At 40.6% G+C, this 19,531-nt stretch carries 21 protein-coding genes; 18 read left to right on the plus strand and 3 right to left on the minus strand.

Annotated elements, in window-relative coordinates; all coding sequences use genetic code 11:
- Nucleotides 1-334 precede the first annotated feature (334 nt).
- Nucleotides 335-730 carry a DUF6632 domain-containing protein gene (locus LC586_RS11010; RefSeq protein ID WP_306423242.1) on the minus strand — a complete coding sequence of 132 codons (396 nt, stop codon included), beginning with the start codon at nucleotides 728-730 and terminating at the stop codon, nucleotides 335-337.
- Between the two features lie 369 nt (nucleotides 731-1,099).
- Complete coding sequence (locus LC586_RS11015; RefSeq protein ID WP_229484583.1) at nucleotides 1,100-1,705, minus strand: DEAD/DEAH box helicase; 606 nt, start codon at nucleotides 1,703-1,705, stop codon at nucleotides 1,100-1,102.
- 289 nt (nucleotides 1,706-1,994) lie between these two features.
- Here LC586_RS11015 and LC586_RS11020 point away from each other — a divergent pair, with 289 nt between their 5' ends.
- From LC586_RS11020 to LC586_RS11095, 16 genes are all read left to right on the plus strand, one after another.
- On the plus strand, nucleotides 1,995-2,858 hold the full coding sequence (locus tag LC586_RS11020; protein WP_229484584.1) for a GIY-YIG nuclease family protein: 864 nt from the start codon (nucleotides 1,995-1,997) through the stop codon (nucleotides 2,856-2,858).
- Nucleotides 2,859-3,572: 714 nt separating this feature from the next.
- Nucleotides 3,573-3,971, plus strand: coding sequence for a hypothetical protein (locus LC586_RS11025; RefSeq protein ID WP_229484585.1), 399 nt, complete (start codon nucleotides 3,573-3,575; stop codon nucleotides 3,969-3,971).
- Between the two features lie 22 nt (nucleotides 3,972-3,993).
- A complete protein-coding gene (locus LC586_RS11030; protein ID WP_229484667.1) occupies nucleotides 3,994-4,545 on the plus strand; it encodes a hypothetical protein in 552 nt (183 codons plus the stop codon).
- An 8-nt stretch (nucleotides 4,546-4,553) separates the two neighbouring features.
- The gene (locus tag LC586_RS11035; protein ID WP_229484586.1) at nucleotides 4,554-4,814 is read left to right on the plus strand and encodes a hypothetical protein; all 261 of its coding nucleotides are present in this window, start codon (nucleotides 4,554-4,556) and stop codon (nucleotides 4,812-4,814) included.
- 60 nt (nucleotides 4,815-4,874) lie between these two features.
- Nucleotides 4,875-5,093, plus strand: a complete 219-nt coding sequence (locus LC586_RS11040) for a hypothetical protein (protein WP_229484587.1) — start codon at nucleotides 4,875-4,877, stop codon at nucleotides 5,091-5,093.
- A 10-nt stretch (nucleotides 5,094-5,103) separates the two neighbouring features.
- Nucleotides 5,104-5,946 (plus strand): phage terminase large subunit family protein, encoded by an 843-nt coding sequence (locus LC586_RS11045; RefSeq protein ID WP_229484668.1) that lies wholly within the window; start codon nucleotides 5,104-5,106, stop codon nucleotides 5,944-5,946.
- A 4-nt stretch (nucleotides 5,947-5,950) separates the two neighbouring features.
- Nucleotides 5,951-6,520 carry a hypothetical protein gene (locus LC586_RS11050; RefSeq protein WP_229484588.1) on the plus strand — a complete coding sequence of 190 codons (570 nt, stop codon included), beginning with the start codon at nucleotides 5,951-5,953 and terminating at the stop codon, nucleotides 6,518-6,520.
- Nucleotides 6,521-6,542: 22 nt separating this feature from the next.
- On the plus strand, nucleotides 6,543-7,031 hold the full coding sequence (locus tag LC586_RS11055) for a hypothetical protein (protein WP_229484589.1): 489 nt from the start codon (nucleotides 6,543-6,545) through the stop codon (nucleotides 7,029-7,031).
- Nucleotides 7,031-7,372, plus strand: a complete 342-nt coding sequence (locus LC586_RS11060) for a hypothetical protein (protein ID WP_229484590.1) — start codon at nucleotides 7,031-7,033, stop codon at nucleotides 7,370-7,372. The genes LC586_RS11055 and LC586_RS11060 overlap by 1 nt, the downstream gene beginning before the upstream one ends.
- A 4-nt stretch (nucleotides 7,373-7,376) precedes the next feature.
- Nucleotides 7,377-8,027: a M23 family metallopeptidase gene (locus LC586_RS11065; protein WP_229484591.1), complete on the plus strand. Its 651-nt coding sequence runs from the start codon at nucleotides 7,377-7,379 to the stop codon at nucleotides 8,025-8,027.
- Nucleotides 8,028-8,053: 26 nt separating this feature from the next.
- Nucleotides 8,054-8,866 (plus strand): glycoside hydrolase family 24 protein, encoded by an 813-nt coding sequence (locus LC586_RS11070; RefSeq protein WP_229484669.1) that lies wholly within the window; start codon nucleotides 8,054-8,056, stop codon nucleotides 8,864-8,866.
- 25 nt (nucleotides 8,867-8,891) lie between these two features.
- The gene (locus tag LC586_RS11075; RefSeq protein WP_229484592.1) at nucleotides 8,892-11,060 is read left to right on the plus strand and encodes a DNA translocase FtsK; all 2,169 of its coding nucleotides are present in this window, start codon (nucleotides 8,892-8,894) and stop codon (nucleotides 11,058-11,060) included.
- The gene (locus tag LC586_RS11080; protein WP_229484593.1) at nucleotides 11,050-11,508 is read left to right on the plus strand and encodes a RusA family crossover junction endodeoxyribonuclease; all 459 of its coding nucleotides are present in this window, start codon (nucleotides 11,050-11,052) and stop codon (nucleotides 11,506-11,508) included. Before LC586_RS11075 ends, LC586_RS11080 begins: the two co-directional genes overlap by 11 nt.
- 34 nt (nucleotides 11,509-11,542) lie before the next feature.
- Nucleotides 11,543-12,022, plus strand: coding sequence for an ATP-binding protein (locus LC586_RS11085; protein WP_229484594.1), 480 nt, complete (start codon nucleotides 11,543-11,545; stop codon nucleotides 12,020-12,022).
- A gap of 270 nt (nucleotides 12,023-12,292) precedes the next feature.
- Nucleotides 12,293-13,558 carry a hypothetical protein gene (locus tag LC586_RS11090; protein WP_229484595.1) on the plus strand — a complete coding sequence of 422 codons (1,266 nt, stop codon included), beginning with the start codon at nucleotides 12,293-12,295 and terminating at the stop codon, nucleotides 13,556-13,558.
- Nucleotides 13,559-13,829: 271 nt separating this feature from the next.
- The gene (locus LC586_RS11095; protein ID WP_229484596.1) at nucleotides 13,830-14,336 is read left to right on the plus strand and encodes a hypothetical protein; all 507 of its coding nucleotides are present in this window, start codon (nucleotides 13,830-13,832) and stop codon (nucleotides 14,334-14,336) included.
- An 82-nt stretch (nucleotides 14,337-14,418) separates the two neighbouring features.
- On the opposite strand, the gene LC586_RS11100 is transcribed toward LC586_RS11095, so the two are convergent.
- On the minus strand, nucleotides 14,419-14,874 hold the full coding sequence (locus LC586_RS11100) for a helix-turn-helix domain-containing protein (protein ID WP_229484597.1): 456 nt from the start codon (nucleotides 14,872-14,874) through the stop codon (nucleotides 14,419-14,421).
- Between the two features lie 519 nt (nucleotides 14,875-15,393).
- Here LC586_RS11100 and LC586_RS11105 point away from each other — a divergent pair.
- Nucleotides 15,394-16,578, plus strand: coding sequence for a ParB N-terminal domain-containing protein (locus LC586_RS11105; RefSeq protein ID WP_229484598.1), 1,185 nt, complete (start codon nucleotides 15,394-15,396; stop codon nucleotides 16,576-16,578).
- Nucleotides 16,579-17,137: 559 nt separating this feature from the next.
- Nucleotides 17,138-19,363, plus strand: coding sequence for a hypothetical protein (locus LC586_RS11110; RefSeq protein ID WP_229484599.1), 2,226 nt, complete (start codon nucleotides 17,138-17,140; stop codon nucleotides 19,361-19,363).
- Nucleotides 19,364-19,531: the final 168 nt, after the last annotated feature.

The following is a 19,531-nucleotide window of genomic DNA, read 5'->3' on the forward strand; positions in this document are numbered from 1 at the left end:
CAATCCTCTTGCTGTAAAACACTAAAGGAACTTGATTTGCTAATATTGTTGTTTATCCAGCGAGTATTTTCACGACTTCTAGTATGTGAAACGAAAATTAGTTTTGATATTACCCTTAAGGGTACTTTTAAAGACTCAGCTCTTATTCTCTACAGGCAACTCCATAATAGTAATTCCAATCAAGTACTCATAGTTGCTCAATAACTTCGTATCACAGATAGCTCTTCGGATTATCCAATCAGCAACTTAAGCAGCCTAACGGCATAGTTGAGCGGCGACAGATAGCCCTGCGTCCTCACCCACATCTATCTATTCCGTCCGCTCCAACGCCGTGTTATGCCGCGCCTGAATGGGTACTGAGTCCCACTTGCTGACGGGACGTTAGGAAACCAAGGACAATTGCCACCAAAATCAATGCTGGAACGTCGCCGAAGAGGTGTCCACGTTCCGCAGGATCAATCACTGCCTGTACTGCCATGATCAGCCCATGCACAACACTTGACCAGACAGTGAACCAGATCAAACTAAGATGCGCTTCTGGTTGTCGAGAAGCCCATAGTAAAAAGACACCAAGCGTTGCATAAATGCCGACAATCATCTGTTCGTATTCATATTGCCCTGGAGACCATGACCAACCCGACGGCCAGATCTTCATCAACGGATAGATAAGGAGAAAAGCAATTCCAACAACAACAAGAGCGATTCGCAAGTATCGATGCTGCTCGTTCATAACTCTAATTTCCCTTTATATTCAGTGTGTTTATTAAGACTAATTCAGTATGAAGCTGCACATTATGAAAACTCAAATTCATGTGCTGTATGAATTTGAGGGATTACGCGACTATGTGCTTCATAAAGGATTGCTATAAGATAGTTTTTATCAATCAAATGTCTATTCACAATAGTATTCTTAATAGTGACATTTCAATTATTAAGGTTAGAAATCTTTATGCTCCTCGTGGTTTAAAACTTATTCGCCTGTGAATTGTCTTATCAAAAATTCCAAAGCATCATTTCACTGATGGCCTCACAGCACCTTAACACTGAGTGTCAATAGATAGCTTTACAACTGCGCCTTTACTTAGAACTGAAGGCATAACTATTTATCTCCCGTCATTAATGCGAGTTTGAGGCGGTTGTTGGGCATTGCTTTGACGAGCGATCGCAATTTTCGCATTTGGTCGAGGGCCAATGCCTTCAGCGGGAAAATATATAATGCCGTTGTTTGCGGTTGCTTGAGACACGATTCTAAAATAGCGAGGTTGTAACACAGTGTCTTCCCGCTTGCTGTGGGTGTAGTAATACTCAAGTCAAACCCAGCACGTAACTTTGTCAGTGCTTCTCGTTGATGAGAAAAAATACTGACGATACCGTTATTCTGCAACGCCAAACGCAAAGCGGGGGGTAAATCGTTGGGTATGGGATGAACCATCCCTTGGTTAGCATTTTTGATATCTACTGCCGCGATCGTTGCTATCAGTTCTTGAGCAACAGACTGAAACGCTAGGTGAGGAATTTGTTGAATGCGTTCAGAAATTGTTGCAGCTGCGGTGTTGGTTTCTTCTACAACATTGCTTGAAGAAACCAAGTTGGTGTTACTTGATTGAATTGAGCCAAGGGCGATCGCTTCTTCCCAATCGACAAATTGAGTCGGGTTAACTTCTTCAACAAACTTAACAATCAACCGCCTGCCTAATAACGCCATGACTTCGCCTACTCCGTATTCTGGGGAGTAAACGTGTTTACCCGCACTTAACTATTCGGGAGGTTCCGGAATGGTTTGGTTGGCGGCGCGGATAAGGGCAGCGTAGTCGGTTGGTTTATCGTTGGTCACAAATCTAGATTTTGCTACCAAAAGATATTTGTCATTGTTAAGTATAAATCTAATTATTTAATCAATGTCGTCGTCACAGGATTTGCCGTAGTATGGTTTTACTTTATTGCTTCGCAGTGGGAATTTTAGGTAAGTAGGGTGTACTTACCGCAATATTGTGATGAATTGGAAGGATTGGTCTAACGTTACTTTTAGCGAACGCCATCACTTACCTGAACGTTCGGGAATTTATGTCATTGCCGATATTAATGACTGTGTGTGGTATGTCGGACAAGCTGCTAATCTAAAAAATCGTTGGGTTAGTAGAACTCACCACAGATACCCACAATTAATTCGCTCCAACCGCAAACTTATGCACCGTATTTATTGGCAGGAGGTTCCAATCAACTGCTTGGACGAACGAGAAAGGTATTATATTAACTTATTTCAACCCGAACTCAACGGGTGTAAAGTGAAGAAATATTTGCCGAAACAACCACAAATAGAGCGAGAAATTAAGCGGTTATTGAGAGTTTTAAATAAACCAACAATGCTTTTTCCCGTGATTCGTTCTGTGGTAGCTGGCGAGTATAAAGACGAAGAGGGAACAAAGTGCATTTTAGTTATTATTAATATTAATGATGAGCAAATAATAAGTAATTCAACACGGAAGCGGTATGCAAATGAGGTCAGAAAAGCTTGGGAATATTATAAAACTTATTGTGGCAAAGACGAGCAGCAATACAGCCAACTATGGGTGAAAACTTACAATTTAAATGTTTGTAAGTTTGAATTTGTTATTGCTGATTGGGAGTTTTTTCAATATCTTGAAGATAATGCTGATGCTCGCACACAGTATCTTGAAGAAGTAGAAATTTTTAGTGAAAAAGTGAAATCGTTAAAAAATCTAAGTATTTTTGAAAAAATATCCTTACAAGAGGAATACAGTTACATCAACTATGAGGGAAAGAAAAGCCTAACAAGCGCTGCTTATATCAGGTATCGTAGACCAATACTCAACTCCATTACAACAATTATCTCGTAATACCTATTCTTGTCGCTTTAAATTAACAGCAGAAATTAAAAAAGATTTTCTAAGAATCGATTTTCAAGGTTATTTTACCGAAAATTTCGCTCCTAAGAATCGCTGCTATTCCAATCCCATAAATGACTTTTGCCGCAACAAGAGCGTTGATTACTGCCTATTTTGGTATAAGAGAGAACTAGCATTATCGGGCTGGCCTCGGACTGAAATTCTATCACTTGAGTATACTCCCTTCATGCAGAAGTGGTTAAGCGAAGAAGGGGAGGAAATTTCTAATCCCTATCCAGATGGTGATAAGTTTGAGGCGATCGCTGCTTCTTTATACCCGATTTTACAGCAGTATTTTCAAGTTTGAATTGGTGCTTGCGCTCTCCAACCCCAAATAAACAAGCAGAAGCCATTTCTCTTATCTAGCCATTTCAACTCTATTGAGTATATGTTTCTATTACAGTGCTTTTTACTCTATTAGTTATTTTTCAATATTATTGAACTCATATATGCGAACGTGCTTGCATTGCCCATAGGCAATATGTAACAAATGCAAGTGTGAAGTTTCGCAGGAGATTAACTGTACTTTAGTTGTACTCTAGTTGAACTGTACTTGTACTAAATCTAAATAGGTTGTGAATTATTTTTTAATTCACAAGTAATTTGGTAAGTTGCTAGTTTAATTTGCTTTCAATTGATGTTGTCTTTCAGTTGGAATTGAGTTTGATGATATGTGAGAACGTTATCTACACCCAGAAAACACTTGCCGAAAGATACGGGATTTCGATTGCTGCTTTACAACGGTGGTATCCCTATGCCGGTATAGTCAAACCACGAAAGCGGGGCGGCTATTTTGATGCAACAACAGTTGAGATTGCAGATATTTTCTACGTTTCTATCAAGATTCGGCGGTTGACATGTGAGGAATATTTACAGCAAGTAATCCCTGCTGGTGGCTTAGATGCTTATTTACAAAAAGTCAATGATGTAAGCCTTTATGACTTTTTAACTAAGCATATATCTGATGAAGAAAAAGATAATCTGATTGTGCAGGCAGTTATTAGGAGAATTGAGCGGAATGAAGCATATCAACAAAGTGGCAGAGACTTTGCAGGTGTCGCCTGATATAGTACGTACTTGCTGTCGGTTGTTAGATTTAGCTTTGCAGTCAAATGATACGCTTGACGAAATAATTGAACAGCAATTAGTTCAACTTAAAGAGATAGCGTCTCGTGAGGGTATGTCCCTAGAAGAAGCTGCCCAGCACTTGATTGCAATGCGCGATCGCAAATCAGAAGTTGGCGAACATAAGTTCGACAAACGCGAGTATATCAAACAGCGATTTGGCGTAGACCCAGAACAAGCCTCCTCCGATAGCTTTGTAGGAATACTTTACCGGGATGCTGATAGGGGTATTCAGTTAGGAGAATTAAGGCATAAAGTAGTGCTTGAATCTTCGACACTTGCTCTCGAAGAACTTGTTTTTCATGGCAGCAGTTCGCCTGCTGAAGCTAATACTTCCATTACAGCTGGTTACGATGAAGCGCAAGAGCGAATTAACTCACGCATTAATAACGATTTTTTCGGCAAGGTGAACTGGGGGGAAGAGATTCATCCACTGTTGGTCGGTACATCGACACCGCAGCCGAGACAGTTGAAGTCCTCGCAGCCGAAAACCGGGCAATCTCAGAAGAAATAGTTAGCCAAATGCTACCCATCTGCTATCAAATACGGGATGAGAGTTTACTCAACTTGAGAAAGACATCTACCCAAGCAGTTGGTATAAATCTGCTTTCGGTAATAACTGGGACTGTGATTGGGACGTGGGTGGCAGTTCCCCCAACCCAAGAAAGACAGGAAATTTACAGTATTCAGCCAATTTTGATTGGTGTGGGTATAGGTGAATTAGTTGGTTTAATTTTGGCACTAGTAATAATTTGGTTTACCAGGGACGAACAAAAAACCTAATCAACTTTTCTAAATCAAAGCGATTACTGATTTAAGTCGCATTATTGACAGGGAGCAAGTATGAGTGCAGCATTTGACTTTTTGGTTAACACAGCGGGTGGTTTGTTGATGAACCTGGGTGTTTCCGGGATGGTGGGACAACTGTTGGGAGTGGGGGCAACCCTTGCCTTGCATCCTCTGTTGCTACTCACTGGGATAGTTGTGGGTGGTGCGGGAATTGCGATCGCACGCCAATTAAACAAGCGCCCTAAGTTGCAGTTGGTTGTTGATAATACGTAAGGGGTAGATGATGTTTACTCCTACACCTGTGCGAAATAAACAGCCAAGTCGCAGAAAGAAAAAGGTAAATGTTACCCTGTGGACGGTTTGTTCGACTGTTAGTGCGCTGTCTGTTATTGGGGCGGTTGCATTGATGGTTGGATGGAAGCAACAAGTTCCAGGTAATCAAATATCGGAGGTACAGCAGGTAAAGGCGCAAGTTGCCCAAATTCGGGAAGTGTACTTAGAAAAGCTTTCTCGTACTGACTACAATATAGACCATCTTTCCAGTTACTCCTCAGTCGAGGGTGCGCCTACTCTTACGGGTTGGCGACAGTTGGGGGCGGCATTGTGGGGACAGCAATTGCGGGGTGAAATATCTAGAATGCAGGCTAATGATAAATCTGGGTTTTACCGCCTTCACTATATGCCGGCACTGGAGATAGTTAAATTCAATTCGCTGGATGTTTTACTAGAAGCGGCTTCTGGAAATAATACCTTTTACTGGGGATACCGCAAAACCGATGGTACGAAAGTTGAGGAGAAGATACCAACCGGGGCGGCTGCTGTTTTGATCTTGGGTAAATTAGAGGCGATTGATTACGCTCAAAACTTAGAATCTCAACCATCAGTTGATCTGAATCAAATGCTAATTCAGATTAGGAATGCTCAAGAACCATATTCTCTTGCACAGGCGCAGCTGTTACGAGCGCGGGGGTATTTAGACCCAGTAGAGCAGATGGCACAGGTGGCAGACATCCGCGAGAGAATACGCCAACGGGAGGAGCAAAGGCGGATGTATATCCAACAAATGAAGAAGCAATTACCTCAGCCAGTTCCTAATAAACAGCCTGTTAATAAATCGAGGGGATGATGTCATGTATGTCAAGTTTGCTGCTGCGATAATTTGCATAGCTTTGTGTTCGCTCAATGTTGTAGCGGCAGTCAAACGTACCCCTATTCGTACTACCCTTGAAGGTTCAACTCGCACAACAGTTGAGATGATGCCATCTCCCAATTCAGGAGTGCATTGGATGAGTGCAGTTATATTTCTGGCTGGGTTTGCTTGTTTTTTGGGCTGGGGAATTTCTGACTACAACAATGCAGTTGAAGAAAGAGATGAATTGTCTGATAACTTGCCTAATCCCGGCAATCAACAACTTCATCTTGGTGCTTCTGATACTGATATTCAGCCTTCTTTAATGCCCCCGGTATCACCTTCTTCTGAAATGAGATTCAATAACGAGTTTTCTGCCAAGAATGTAGTCCAATTTTCTCCTCGTTCTAGTGTTTCTGGATTAGGGCGAGTACATAGTAGTCAGTTTGTTGAAGATGGAGCGCAAAACCAACCTGGAATGTTATCTCCAGAAGAGTTTTACGCCCAACTTCAGGATGAAGATTTCTGGGAAGATACTAACTCCCAGATAAATGATAAACCCGCCAGCTAGTTAGTTAATTTGAGGTCATATTATGAATAGGAATCAACGCCGTAATTTTGATGTTGATTATTCTGAAGGTGGAGCAATTGTGCCTGCAAACCGTTTGCAAAATATGTTGCAACAGGTACAGCAAGGAGGAATTGTAAATCAGCAACCTAACATTTCTCCTATGACCACTTATGATACTCAACCCGTAGAAGTTAGGTATATTAATGCGCCTACTGCCTATAAGCCGAGGGTTCCTCAGATAGAGATTCCCTACATCGAGACTTGGAAAGCACATCGGCTGCATCCGCAAAACCCCTGGAGGTTTGGTTGGTATCCAGTATATTTTTTATCAGATGTAATTAAATCTCCTGTGGGTGTGGCTGCTGTCGGAGTTTGGTTGTTGATAATGCTGTTGAATTTTGTCCTTAATGGCAGTTACACCGGGCCGGGGTATGCGTCTGGGAAGAAGATTGAAGTTGTACCCAAGGAAGTTCCCTCTTTTGCCCTGCCTGTGGTTAAGCAATTGGAATAATGACGGTAAAGGCAATTTTTTGGTTCGTACTGCTGGTATGGATTGCAGATATCTTGCAACCGGGATATTTGCAGTTTTATAACTGGCGTAATGCTGTGGCGTTGGCACAAAAGCTTCAGTTTTCATCGTCGGCTGTTGTCCCTACTGCTGCACCTGGCGTGAATATATCTTCTACTCCTGTCTCTACGCGCTATTACCCTAAAGTTAAGGAACCTGCAACATCCGGAGATGACCTAAATTCTCCTAATTGCCGTGTGGCTAGGAATGATTTTGAGGAAGTATTGAGTACTGCAAAGATTGGTTGTTGGCAGGTTTCTCCTGCTAATGCAAAAAGGCGTTGAGGGAATGCGAATAATCTTTGAAACTGACGGTGACAAGGAGGTTAGTAATTCGACTGTAACTAGTTTAAATGAGACGGTCGATACTAGCTCGAGTGTAAGTTGGAGATATGCGATCGCAACCTCAGTTTTAATTGCAGCTATGGTCATTCCCCAGGTTTCTGGGTGGATTGAATCTCAAGTGTTAGTCAAATCTCTCCAAAGTCTAATATTACCAAAAACTATTGGTAGTAATCAGGTTTTAAATAATGGTCGAATTGCCTTTCCTACTGCGGCTGGTATTCCTATTACCTCAGAGTTTGGTTGGCGGACACACCCCATTACAGGCGATCGCAAGTTTCACGCGGGGATTGATTTTGGTGCAGCAAAGGGCACGCCAATTTATGCGGTTGATGCTGGCCGAGTGGTTTTTGCGGGCGACAAGGGTGGTTATGGCAAAGCAGTTATTATTCAGCATCAGGGAAGTTTATCTACTCTGTACGGCCATGCCAGTCAGCTGTATGTACAGCAAGGACAACAAGTTGTGCGTGGGCAGATGATTGCAGCAGTAGGTAGTACGGGCTTTTCAACGGGGCCGCATTTGCATTTTGAAATTCGCTCTTATGGTGTAGCGCAGAACCCCCGTCCTTATTTACACGAGTATTTAACTAACCGTTAAAGATTATTTAGCTATTGGCAAAAGAAATGCAAATTGTACCGATTTTTATATTAGGTGTAGTTGGTGCAGCCTGCTCTGTTGCATTTTCTTATGGAGTAGCTTCACTACCATGTGGATTGGTATCAAAGGGTGCGGATACTGTTTGTCAGGTGCGTAGTTTTGGTAAGGCACTTGATAGTTGGAAATTTGGGTTTATTGTTGGTGGTTTGGCTGGGTTGATTTTGAGTCCTCGCCATCAATTTATATCCCGTTGTCAACCTATTCATCTGTCAACTGCTTCCTTAATTACTTTGGGTATTTATTTCTCAATTTCTCAAAGTACTGGTATTTCTTCAGCGTCGTCAAATAGTTTAAGAGGAAGAGTTAGTACAAGTGCTTACTCACCACATCCTTATTCACCACGGTTGAGTGCTTTTTTAGCAACAATTCGTTGGGCAGAAACAGGAACCAGTGAGCCAGAAAGTTATCGCACGTTAGTATTTAACGGAACTTTTAATAATTTTTATACACACCCGTTAAAGAAACAGTGCGCTCCTATTAATGGTAAAAATATTTGTTCAACTGCGGCTGGTGCTTATCAAATGTTGGATAAAAGTTGGTATGACATTCAGCCAAAGTTAAACTTGAAAGATTTTAGTCCAGCTTCTCAGGACAAGATGGCAATTGAATATATTCGTCGTAATAATGCCTTAAGTGATATTGAAGCAGGAAGGTTTGATACTGCTGTGTGTAAAGTAGGTAGAATTTGGGCTTCATTTCCTTGTAATAATTACAACCAAAATGCTAAAACAATTGCTCAACTAAGAACTTACTATCAGCAACAATTACAGAAGTTTTAAATTTCTAGGAGATGAAAAATTAGTAATGTTATTACCCAATGGTAATATTGAATTTCAAAAACAACAGCTTTGGACTGCAATTGTGCAGGCCAAACAAGATGGTTTGGGCAATGAAGAGATTATAGAGAATGTACGGGAGGCTTTACCTTCCTCAATGGTTGCTTATGCTGAAACTGTTTTAAAACAGATTGATTTTAGAGCAAAATTATCCCGTTCAGTTGTTGAATTTGATTTAGATTTTTTATTTCAGGTAATATACGAATCAGTAATTGCAGGTACAAGTGATGAAGAAATATTATCGATATGTGCAGAACACTGTACTTTAAACCAGTACGAATTTGTACGTTATGCACTTGAATATATTCATTTCAATCGGATGCCATCGCAGTGGGAGCAAAATAACGTATATCAAGAAATGATTGAGATAGTTAATATATCACCCATTGAATCTTTATTTAAATATATTGAATCAATCAAGAATATTTATCTCAAGCAAATTGGCTATGAAGTAGTTCAAAAGTACCTTTACAATTTATTCCTAAGTAATAAACAAATCAGTTACTTTACTGATTTAGCTAATAAATCTAGAGATAATTTCATTAAAAACTATTGCTACCGAACGGCAGTGCTTGTTGCGCGTGTCACGGGTAACCCAGTAGATTTAAAGCTAGCAGGAGATGGATCAATTATTTTAAGAGAGCCTAAATATTTAGATAGTGACATTGCTACTAATGAGATTGTTAGTTCAAATATTCTAACAATGGAACAAGCAGGAAAACTATTAGTTGATACTTTAGAAGATTTTAATATTAATGCTAAGTATGTTGATGCCAAAAATGGCCCTACTTTTAACCGTATTAGAGTAAAACTGGGACGGGGTGTTAGTTACAAGAAAGTAGAAGACATTGGTAATGACTTAGTGCAGCAGCTTGGTGAAGAGTTAGGCTTGAAAGTTGCACCAATGGTGAGTGTTGTGCCTGGAGGAGTTGTATTTGACATACCCAGGTTAGACAGACAATTTGCTTATTTCCGCGATTACTTTACTTTTGACGGCGAACCTGACATTTATTCGGTGTCTATCCCCGGTGGTGTTGATGTTGATGGCACTTATGTCGAAATTCCCCTTTATAGCGATAACGTGACTCATATCCTCGGTGGTGGGCGGACGCGGGGTGGAAAGTCGCAGTTTGAAAAAGCAGCAATCTTATACTTAGTGCGACGATATCCCCCTTCTGTTGTTCGATTGGCACTTTCAGATGTTAAACGAGTGACCTTTGGTAAATTTGATGGGCTACCTCATCTTGTAGCCCCAGTTGCGCGTGATGCAGAGTCTACCGCTAACTTACTCGATTACTTGGTCGAAGAAATGGAATTGCGGTATCAGGAATTTGAGTGCCACAGCAGTATTGAAACGATCGCACAGTACAATCTGCGGTTTGCACCTGATTTTGTTATGCCGCGAGTGATTTGTCTGATTGACGAGTGTTTTGATCTACTTTCCGATGATAACTACTGCGATCGCATTGAGACTGCGCTAATGAAGTTGCTTGCAAAAGCTGGTGGTGCAGGGATTCATGTACTGTTGTACACCCAGCGACCTGATAAGAACGTGATAGACCCGTTAATTCGCTCAAACTTTCCAGCCAAGACAGCCTTTGTTACGACTCGCCCTGAAGACAGTTGTATTATCCTTGGGGACGATAAAGACAAACGTGCGGTTTACTTACTGGGATACGGAGATTTCTTGTATAAGACAACTGAAGTGTTGCGACTCCAGGCGCTTTATGTAGCTGACGATGAAGACCCTGAATACTTCCAGCAATTACTTCTAGAAGCTAAAAATCAAAACGACCCCTACACAGCTTGGCAGTCTGGGTTAGACTTTGATGAATTTGTTGCTAATTTGTACGGCGAGCGCAATAGTAAGGACATAGGTAAATCTAAAGCTACTGCTGTTACTAAAACTAAACAGCATAAAACTGATTTTGAGGGCAGTTTTAACTTTAAGGTACAGCTTGACGAGGAAGCAAGAAACTCAATTTTGAATTTGCATCAAAAAGGCTATCAACTTGATGAAATTGTCAAAGCGGTATTCAATTTATCCCGTCAAGATGGTAGATCGTACAAGAAATTTAGAAATGTTGTTGAGGAATTCTTAAATAGCTTGAAAGGGGGTGAGGAAGATGATATTTGAATTAACGATGCCTTTACCTCCTAGTATGAACGAAATTATTAACCAGGCACGGTCAGGTTGGCAAGCCAGCGCTGGACTTAAGAAGTACTGGACAAACTTAATTGGTGAATTTGTTCGAGAATGTGAATTTTGTTTAGATGGTGCAGTTTGGATTGAATTTCATTGGTATCTCAAAAATTTTGGACGAGATAGCGATAACGTAGCTGCTGCCGCCAAATTTATCATGGATGGTCTGGTTACAGGACAAGCAATCCGTAACGATAACTTGACAGTTATCCAATCACCTGTAGTTCATTATTATCATCGCAGTAGTGGTGATGATGGTGTGCTGTTGAGACTTTCACAATCACCTGACTTTCTGTTAGATAATTTTATTGTATCTAACCAATTTTCCCGAAACAGCTTAGAGAAGCATAGTCAAAAAATCACATATTTAGTGTCAATTTAATTTATGGATATATTGGATTTAAAGGATGAAGATAATGTTACGTTATAAAGACTACCGTCAGTTAATCGATCAGGTAAATGCAGGCAAGAATATTAACCTATGGGGCAAGCCAAATATTGGTAAGACTCTTACTGTTAAAAACTGTTTACTCAAGGATATTAACTTAGAGTCTGTTTACCTCAATCTTGAATATCCTTTTAGTGTGGATCATCTATTCAAAGTTATTCCTATTAGCTTCAGCTTTTACTACCAGCAGGATTGGCAAAATATCATAAGCAAATTATCTGATGGTTTAAACAGGCTATTGGTGATAGATAATTTTGACAGATTGCACTTTGTTAGCGATACTTTTAGCGACGATTTATTTAAATTACAACAGTTAGCGAAGCTAGAAAATTTTTCTTTACTATTAATATCTCGGATGTCGCTAAGATATTTTTACTTTCCAGGTTTTACTAACTATTTTGAAGAATTGGAATTAAACGAAACTAATACTTGGACTTTTGGACAGTAGATATATGGTTTAGAGATAGCGTTTTTTGGTGATATTTTACTTCGGGTGGAGTGTTGTTTTAAGCAATAAAGTAAGTTCGACTCTTGCTATCACCATTGGGAATGAAACTACTGCCGATACTGAAAATTAACGAGTACCGATCTATTAATAGTTTTGGGATTGTTAATAGAGTAAGGGGTAGGTTAGTAGTGTAGTTCTCAGCAAATCCCAATTCATGCCGGGGCAAGAGTAATTAAAAATCTTGTAACCTGCATTTTGGAGGGATGAATTATGTTGAAGAAGTTTGCGTTTAATTACTTGAGAAACATTAATGCTGCTTTTGGAATGGTGTCTTTGACTGCTATTGGTTTGGGCGCTATAGCAACTTTTTCTGGACTGGGCTTATTGTACTTAGCTAGAGGTGGATTTCCAATCGTTGAGGAAGAACGCTCTGAACAAATTGCCTCTATCGGCACTGGTGCTATTGTATTGGGCTTTACCGGAATTATTGTTGCTTCCTTGGGCGGTGCTTTCTTAAGTGTTGTTGAAGAATCGGAGGAAACTAATTCGAGTAGAAAACCCGCAAAAATAGCTGACACAAAACCGCTTGTATTAACAAAACCTAAGAGCTTTGAAAAATCTAACAGTGTGCCTTTTATTTACACTTACACGGTGATTAATTTTGAGGGACATTCTGATTCAAAGGGCTTGGTTGTTTGTAGATTTGAGGAAGAACCGTATCAGAAATTGGTACTTTACGAGGAATTACGTTCTCACCACATTGACGACTTGGCAGTAATCTGTGATGAAATTGATCCAGACAGATTAATTGGGCAAACTTTTTCCTCATATAAACCTTTACCTTGTGAAGCTTTAGAGGAACATTTAGAGATACACCGACGCTATGTTAATGCAGTTAATAGCGAAGAATTCACTTCTTGCTATTTGCAAGTGTGTGCTGGGTGTAAGTTACTGCATGGTGCCAATAATATTGTTTGTGGCATTCATCCGCATGGATGGTTTGAAGATGGTTGCTGTCCGGATAAGCAATGGGATGAACGTAAGGCGTTGTTTCCATTTGAAGATGATGCTGTTGTCGAAAGCTTAAATAGAGAAATATCGTCCAATCAGGCGAATATTTGCAAGTTTTACGGCGACCTTCTTTTGTGGGATGAATACGCTAATCGTAGGTTTTCTTTTTCTTATTCCGGTATCTTGCTGAAACATTCTGATAGACTGCTTGAGCTTGGTACGGAAGCGAGACTTCTTTCTTACATCCAGTATTTCCGCACTCGAAATGTAGTGGTCTTTGACTACGTAGCATCAGGGCAAGTTTCGGAGTTTGCGAAGGAACTCAAGGGCATAGCCCAAATCGAGGTTGATGGTGATGAGATATCTATCTTTTTTGATATATATGCGCCATGTCACCGCTTTCGCCGTGATGGTGTAGCGCTGCATCCTTACTCAACTTTTATTCCCCAAAAACTCAAATATAACTACAACTTGGTTAGTTACGTCAACTACCTTAAGAGTAAAAAATTTGGAGTGCTGGGATGAATAAAGAAGTTTCTAAAAGCTGCGGGTGCAAGTCGGAAAAATCGCATTTTTGCAATTTCTGTATCTTGGATTGGTAATTTATAAAATTCAACATCTGCAAATTTTGGAAAACTTGGTTCGTCTAATTGCTTAAAGGCAATTTACCCTCCTTCCTCCTACTGGTGGATGGGATACGTGTAAAAGCTTTCACTCAGTACGGGGGGAAACCCCCGCTACTGGGTGGCAAGCCGCTACAACGCCGCCCATCAGTAATTCATGGAGGAATCACATTATGTCTGCTTTTGCAATATCACCTTTTGTGCAATCTGTTAACGATGTTTTGTTTCCAATCGAGTTGTTTTTGACTATCTTCCCAATCTTGTACGTGATTTTTGTCCCTGCTCAATCAGCATCACTTCAAGTTAGTAATAGCGCTGCGGTGATTTCTGAAGAGTCGTCAGTTTTGGAAACTCAGAGGGATTTGACTGTTGTTGGTGCTGTTTCTGATGAGAAAGAATTTTCTGAACCAGAATCTTCGATTATTGAAACTGCACCGCTAGTTGTTGAAACTAAGATTGCCGATCAAGCTAGACAACTTGTGCTAGTAGACGTTACGGAAGAGAGGAAGAAGCTTTTGGATTTAGGTGCGCGGAAGCTGCGACAGTTCTGCAAGGAACGCCAGATTCAAGGCTATTCTACCGTCTACAACCGTAAAAAACTCGATGGACTCGTTGACTTTCTGATCGCACAACAAGTGACTTCTGCTCAAGTAGTCGAGTTTGTGGAAATGCTTGCTTAGAGTTTGATGAAAAGCCTCGGTAAAAACTGGGATTTCAAAACTACTTCCTTGAGATAGGATGGTACTTGCTTGATAATTCTTTTTATTGAGGTTGAGCTTCCAAAATGCGTCCTATACTTCTTGGCGATAGTGTCGGTAACCCCCTCCGAGTAGCTTCCTCAGCTACCTGCATATGGTAATGGTGCTTTGAACGGCAGGGTTTTCGGTTCTTGCTCCATTCACTGATTTCGATGATTTTGCTCGCCTCTGTACTTTTGCACTTCTTAGGTCTGCCTACGTTGACACCTAATACCTCATTAGCTTTTGCGATCGCTGACTCTTGGGTTTCTGACAAGATGGTACTTGATGTCCATCTTTTCTTCCACTTTGCTATTGATTTTTCGGTTACACCAATCTCTTGGGCTAAAACTAAGTATTTTTTGCCCTCATCTAGTCCTAGCAGAATCTTGGCTCTTTTACTAACTTCATCGCTGCTGGTTGCCGCTATGTATTCTAGTGCTTGTTTTTCAATAGAATTTAATATCTGAAGATGAGGCATCTAAAAATTTACCCCTCTTTACTGTACAATTTTGCCAAATGGAATCAAGACTGATATACTCTTTCTGTAGCGTCCATTTGCCTAAAAACTCGCTCAAAGCCCTGGTGCAAACAGGGCTTTGAGGAAAAAACAAGCCCACCTGTTATTAGAACAGGGCGGAACATTGTTTTGTCAATTTAACTAACTAGAGCAATCATATCATGAGTTTACTCAGTTTTACAAATCTTTCCTTAGATAGATGTATTTTTCCCAGATACCAATTTATTAGATGTCTCTTCAATCGAATTGGTTTTCAATGGATTAATAATAATAGTTTCCTGCCTAAAAAATTCTCTTCGATAGTTTGTCTAATAGGTAATCATCTGCTCTTTACAAAATTTAATTATTTTTAATAATATCACTTTCTCCAGTGGATGAAAGTGCTACAAGTCTTGTTGCTTGAGTTTTTCCTGCTTTACGCTCAGGCTTTTCAAGATTGAACTTATCTTTTTTGAACAATTTGTGACCCGGAGTATAAATATGTCTGAGGTGCAGAATCCGGCAATTGTATATATTTCTCCTGCGGAGTTAGTTGTCCATCCGAAGCTGATAGAAATATATGGTGAGAATGAGGATCGTCCGGCTTTAGAAAAAAGTATCTCGGAAAAAGGGATTCTTGAATCTTTAAAGGTATCTGCACGTACTGGTGTAAATGTTGTCTTGGCGGGTAAGTGTCGCTTGCAGATAGCCCGCCAGTTAGGGATTTCCGCCGTGAAAGTGGAATTTGTTGAGTCTGGTTCGTTTGAAGAAGATTTGAAACTAGTGCTTGACTTTAATCTCCACCGGGAAGGCGGGAAGACTCATTACCAGAAATTTCACGAGGGGCAGTACTGGGAGAGCGTACTTCGTCCCCAAGCGAAAGAAAGACAGCGCCAAAGCGCTCGTCGTTTGAATCAATCGAATGATTCAAATTTGAATCATTCGTTAACTGAGAGTAACTCTCAATTATGGAAGGGTAAGCGAGTGATTCAGGAGGTCTCGGAGAATCTAAATATAAGTGTTGGCAGTTATCACAAGGGTAAGAAAGTTTTTGATTTGATTTCTCAATTACGAGAAATGAAAAAATTTAAGGCAGTTGTTGCACTGGAGATGGAATTTAACCGGAGTATTGATGCAGCGTACAAGTTTGTTTGTAATCAAGATATCTGTTACCAGGTGATAGACCTGATTGAGGCAGATGAGATAGGTAGTATAGGCGATGGTATTGCTTGGATACGGAATGGCGATCGCAACCCGTTTCGACGTTTCCAGCTTGACCAAGTATATCAATTCAAGAAGAGACTGCGGCCCGAGTTGGAAATTGTAGGACGGGTTATTGGTATAACTAATGAGTTTGTTGTGTTTGGATTGAGGAATTTAGTAAATATGAGTCTAGAAATTGTGAATCTACGTCCGCAACAGATTGATGCAGAGTTACAAGATGAACCATCTGGGGAACAGAGGAAAAGAATATTTCACTTAATGCAAAAGTTTAGTGATGTTTTCCCAGTTCAGGTGTCTTTAACGGAGTTGTTGAAACTTTCAAATTTAACTGATAAAGAGGAGGTTTTATTGCGGATGTATGAGTCTGACGTATTTGAAAAAACGTGGGAGGATTATAAGGCCCAAATGAAAGCAATGGAAGTATCTACAAAGAGAAAAAAGGATAATATTCGTGCTGCATAGGTAGCTGTAAGCAGTTAATCTAGCACAGAATTTATCCCACAATTTAACATTACTTACTAGATTAGCATCTCAATACTGATTACAGTACGAGTTCACTTTTTTGGGTGCAGAACTCGTATCAAGATATTTGACTGTTTTTTGTTTTTTAACTCGATGGTGGAGTATGAGTAATTTCATCTTCGCCAGTTGTACTAACAAGAGCCAATGTGGGGTGACACTTGTGGGTGTTACTAGCTTTGCATTGTTATCCCAAAACTAAGAATGTCGATTTAGTGACAACTTCGCTTGAACTGCCTCATTTAAATAATTACCAAAAAAAAGTTGGGTAGTCGCATTGTTGTTGGTGAAGCGTGTTGGACTAAATCTTAGCCTAAGCCTACGTATGTCTAAGCCTAAACAAGTATAAACCTTTGTTTGCTTTCAACCACGAGACGATTACCAGTCGCCTCCAACAAGCGGATAACCAACCGCTTAAATATAAAAATTTCAAATTTAGGCTAACACATTTTGACCAACAGCGAGACTACCTGATGCACGAAAAACATCAGGACAGTCACTCATGTTCCAAGAAAATTTCGGGGCTTATGTTGATAACAAGCCCCAATTAAGCCTTTCACAGCCTTCAAAAAAGAAAATCAAACCCCACCTGCCCGCAGAATCTGTGGGCAAACGCTACGTAGAACGTTTTTGGCATCCATTCGGGGCGATAATTGCCCCTTCTTCAGTAGAAGGTGCAAAACCAGCATGGCGCACCATCGATTATTACCTCCAACCTTCTCAACTGTGGAAGCTGCACCAAGACAAGTTAAAACTAGTAGGTCTGCGTTTTGACGACACAACCAGTTACGCGACAATCGATTTAGACTTTTTTGGGGACTACCACAACATTGAATCTATAAATCGCATCAAAGCGGCGCTAGAGGACATCGGCATAGTTGATATCATCATCCTCCAGTCCAGCTTCAGTGGTGGCTATCACCTGATCCTAACCTTTGCATCCCCCCTGCCTACCTTTGCCCTAGCCTGCGCCTTAGAAATTACCTTAAGAAATGCAGGCTTAAGAGTGCGCCAAGGACACCTAGAAATCTTCCCCAATACCAAACCCTATGGTGAAAAACAAATAACCAACTACAAAGCCATCCGTTGCCCCATGCAACCAGGTAGCGGGTCATTTTTACTTGATGATGACCTACAACCAATTAGCGACTCAGTTTCTATCTTCCTCGATCATTGCGATCGCGCAGCAAGTCGGCAAGATTTAACCAAACTAAAACGGGTAGCGAAAAAAGCTAAAAAACAAATTACACAAGAGAGATATCGCAAGCAAGATTCTGCTGACGTTGCACAGTGGCGTGCTAACTGGGAAGAAATAATTGCGATCGGTTGGACGGGACAAGGACAAACAAACACTCTTCTACAAATCTTTGTAGGCTACGGAATCGTCTTTTTAGACTTAACGGGTGAGGAATTAGTCGAATTTTGCCTCACTACCGCAATTAACGCCCCTGGCTATAGCCAATATTGCCGACATCAACATGAAATCAAAGCTAGAGTGCAGCATTGGGTAGAATGCACAATTTGCAACAAATGGTACAGCGCCTACGTTAGTTATCCCGAACGGCTGTTGGGTACATTCGCCAACACATTTGCAGAAGCCATAGCAGGCATTAGGAGCATCCATAAACCCAAAGATAACGTAATCCCATTTGACCGTCGCCAGCAACAGAACTGGGAACGCAGCCAACAAGCCCAAAGACGCATCCAGATAGTTGTAAGAGCAATAGAGTGGGATAGTGCGTTACCAGCAGGGGCTACTGAACGAGCGAAAGTAATACGTGTCGAGTACAAGCGGCGTTTTAACAAAACTATCTCACAAGAGACACTACAAAAGCACTTACATTTGTGGCATCCCACGCGCTACATTTTAGACCCTTGGACAGAAAATAGCTTAAACCCTTATCAACCAAGCGAGAACGGGCAATTTTATGAGTTTCAAAACTCTTTTGTAAAACAAAACACTCAAAACCCTTATCAAATGGATAATGACGCTCATTATTCTTATATGAAGGTTTTTTGTAACTGCTTACCTTCTGCTGCCGATGCCCTTACAGGGCAGTTGGCAGCAGCTAGTTTTGAAGAAGTTACCGAGTTTGAAGGAGAATTTTTTGTCCCACAGGTACAAGATAAATTTGAGGGAATTAATATCAGTTCTGAAGAATTGAATTTATTACAACCAGAAGATTTGTCTTTAACTTCAGGTATCAATAATTCTGATAATTTATTAGTTTCTTCAAATATTATACAACTAGCTGAAAATGTTAATGAAAGTAATTCAGATAAGGATTTTAAATACCTTTCTAACCACAGCGCCTCTGAAAATTACAATAACAAAAACTTATTAATTAATTCTGTCAGTATTCCGCTTACTACGCCTACAGCTGCAATTGTGCCGCCTGAAACGTCACCAAAAGCCGAAATTAGCGAGCAAAGTACACCTTCAGGCGACCTAGCTGAAACTCTCGCTTTGTCAGAACTGAAGAAACTGACTAAGTTGCGACTCCAGGCAGCATCTCACGCCAAGCGTTTAGCTAGAGAGTACTGCCTAATTGCGCGACGCTTAATTGTAGGCAAGGAACGCGAACGTTTGGAACAAAGTGCCAAAATGCAATTCTATCTTGATTCGGGTAACAAAACTCTAATTGCAGAAGCCAACGAGTGGGCAGCTGCCAATCCTGGGTGTCTACCGTTTTCGTTGGAGTTGGCGTTTCAAGAAAGTGAGACGTGATGGCTGAATTTCACAGGTGTTCCACCTCAGATTGAAACTTTCCAAGATAAGCAAAAACGCATTATTACTAGTGCGGGAGTACCAATTGTTACTCTAACTACAACAGACGCTCAAGACAATTTAACAACTCTTGACGCTATTTATCAAACCTAGAAAATTGCCTCGCCA

The organism is Nostoc favosum CHAB5714, assembly GCF_020829495.1.
GTDB lineage: Bacteria > Cyanobacteriota > Cyanobacteriia > Cyanobacteriales > Nostocaceae > Nostoc > Nostoc favosum.